Consider the following 2,065-nt stretch of genomic DNA (forward strand, 5'->3'; position numbering starts at 1 on the left):
AAAGCCAATATGGTTGAAATTGCTAATGAAATAAAAGCAGTATTCCTAGATGCCAAGAAAGGTATTACTTATACTACAGGCAACAAATCAGCAAGCTACACTGACCCTGATAATGGCTTTCCAAAAGGCAATTATTTGTTATGCAATAGCAAAGCTGATGCAGTTAGTATTTACTCGAAAATGTGCAACGTGATTGATGTGCCGTACAAGGGTGATGGTCATATTGTGGTTAACGACCCGGACAAACCAAGTACAACTACTGCCACGGCAGGGAAAACTACCATCCTGGGGAAGCAAGTGCAAAACCGCCGCTATCGACCAGTAGCGATTTTGCGTTTTAGATATGCGTATATCAGCTTAGGTAACTTAATCGGGCCCACATTCCTGATTGACACCACGCTTAGAAATCAGAGCTTGGTCGATTGGCTGTAGGGATGTGTAGACAAATAAGGTTAAAACCTATTAGGTTTCACCAGGAAAAATAACGCTAAATAACTGGTTATGGTGGGAATCACATTTAGATAAGAAAGAAGAATATGGGTTTTTCGGCGCTAGAGAAATACGAATCTCAGAAAGCTGCTTTTGATAACTACAAAGCATGGAAGGCTCTCAGCCCCGATGCCAAGCAGGCTTTATATGATGCTATCCCCAATATCAAAACCAGCCGGGCTAAACCAACGCTGCGGAGTGGGTTCATTATTCCGTTTAACGCCACTGGTACTATTGTTACCTACATTGAAACTAAGAAAATACTAGATGCCTCACAAGGCTCTGCTGTTGGCGCTGACGTAGCAAATGCTGTACGTACTTGTTTGGCTGGGCAGTTTTTCCTAACGGCTGCTGGCACTACTCCCGTCATTCTCAACAATTCCAGATACCAATTCGCAAAACTTAGCTTTACTAAGCGTGAGTCATTTGTGGATAGAGTTTCCAGAATTACGAAGAGAAGCTACAAGAAACCTTCCAGTGATACTGTTTCTATGCCTTTTGGTGGTGACGCGATGGATCAGGAATTTGATGAAGCTGTAGCTGAGATCAAAACCAAAACTGGTGGTGCTATTCCCTGGACTGGCGCAAGTAATGCAACGGTCAAACAATCGTACAAAATCACTCCAGAGGGTATCTAATATGACTGGGATTGCTGAAAGAGAAGGGCGTATATGGGTTCCTGACGATGAAATTGATTTGTTGTCAGTAGATATCGATTTTGATGCCACCGGCGAAGAATTTGACGGCATGATCGGAATTAATAAAGCTGGCAGGGAATGGTTGCAAAATCAAATTTCTCTGCGGGACTACTGCGACAAGCTCCAACTTTTCGGCATCCCAGACCCCTATCAATTGGTGGGTGAATTTTGTGATCACACCGAATTAATTATGAGGGCAGGGCTGTAAATGCCAAGAATTCTAGAGTTGCAGGATGCTGATAACTTTTCCCTGCAATATAGTAATTTCATTCCTGCAACTGTCATAGAGATGGTTGACGGGAAGAATTTATACGCAAAGTTAACGGAAGTGATTGTTCCGACTATCTTTGACAGACCAATTATTCTTGCACTTGTTACCACAACTGTTCCTGTGGGGAAAATCTGGCGCTACGCTGGTCAATGCAGCCAGATTGCATCCACCGGGCTGGGTGACTCGTTTGTGGGTAATAAAAAACCATTGTTTCTAAGCAAAGGCAATTTGCTGATTTTTGATGAAGTGTCCACGGATTACACCGTCACTTTCTTGCCGCCGCCTTGGTTCATAAATTTTGGCATAAATTTGTATCAGTACGACGGAGCGGACACCTCTAATCTAGAAATTGACCTAGCCAGAATCGAAGACAAGATTGATGCACTTACTTAATTGCGATCGCAATACATTTCCAGAAATTTATGACTATTGAGCGAATGACCGCCTTGATAACGGTTCTGACTATTGTTATTCAGTCGGGACTTTATTTAGTTAGTGGGGGGTTTACCATCGGTAACCGTGTCACTGAAATCACATCTGAAATCAAGCTGCTGCGGTCTGAGGTGGTCTCGCAGAATGAAATTCAGAATTACCGAATTGAAAAGCT

General features: G+C 42.9%; 4 protein-coding genes and 1 pseudogene. All 5 read left to right on the forward strand.

The features are described 5' to 3' along the window. Positions 1-432: pseudogene (locus AACX33_RS05325) on the forward strand (hypothetical protein); the annotation flags it as partial. Positions 433-536: 104 nt separating this feature from the next. Further along, entirely contained in the window at positions 537-1,127 is a 591-nt protein-coding gene (locus AACX33_RS05330; protein ID WP_194003914.1) for a hypothetical protein, read from the forward strand. Position 1,128: 1 nt separating this feature from the next. Continuing rightward, entirely contained in the window at positions 1,129-1,395 is a 267-nt protein-coding gene (locus tag AACX33_RS05335; protein WP_194003912.1) for a hypothetical protein, read from the forward strand. After that, on the forward strand, positions 1,396-1,851 hold the full coding sequence (locus AACX33_RS05340) for a hypothetical protein (protein ID WP_194003910.1): 456 nt from the start codon (positions 1,396-1,398) through the stop codon (positions 1,849-1,851). Between the two features lie 29 nt (positions 1,852-1,880). Beyond that, positions 1,881-2,065 (forward strand): hypothetical protein (locus AACX33_RS05345; protein ID WP_227789458.1); only part of this gene is annotated, 185 nt, incomplete at its 3' end.

Source organism: Nodularia sp. LEGE 04288 (assembly GCF_963896525.1).
In the GTDB taxonomy this organism is placed as follows: domain Bacteria; phylum Cyanobacteriota; class Cyanobacteriia; order Cyanobacteriales; family Nostocaceae; genus Nodularia.

Excerpts from the sequence above, each read along its gene's own strand:
- AACX33_RS05330 (WP_194003914.1), top strand. The coding sequence starts at position 537 with ATGGGTTTTTCGGCGCTAGAGAAATACGAATCTCAGAAAGCTGCTTTT.
- AACX33_RS05335 (WP_194003912.1), top strand. The coding sequence starts at position 1,129 with ATGACTGGGATTGCTGAAAGAGAAGGGCGTATATGGGTTCCTGACGAT.
- AACX33_RS05340 (WP_194003910.1), top strand. The coding sequence starts at position 1,396 with ATGCCAAGAATTCTAGAGTTGCAGGATGCTGATAACTTTTCCCTGCAA.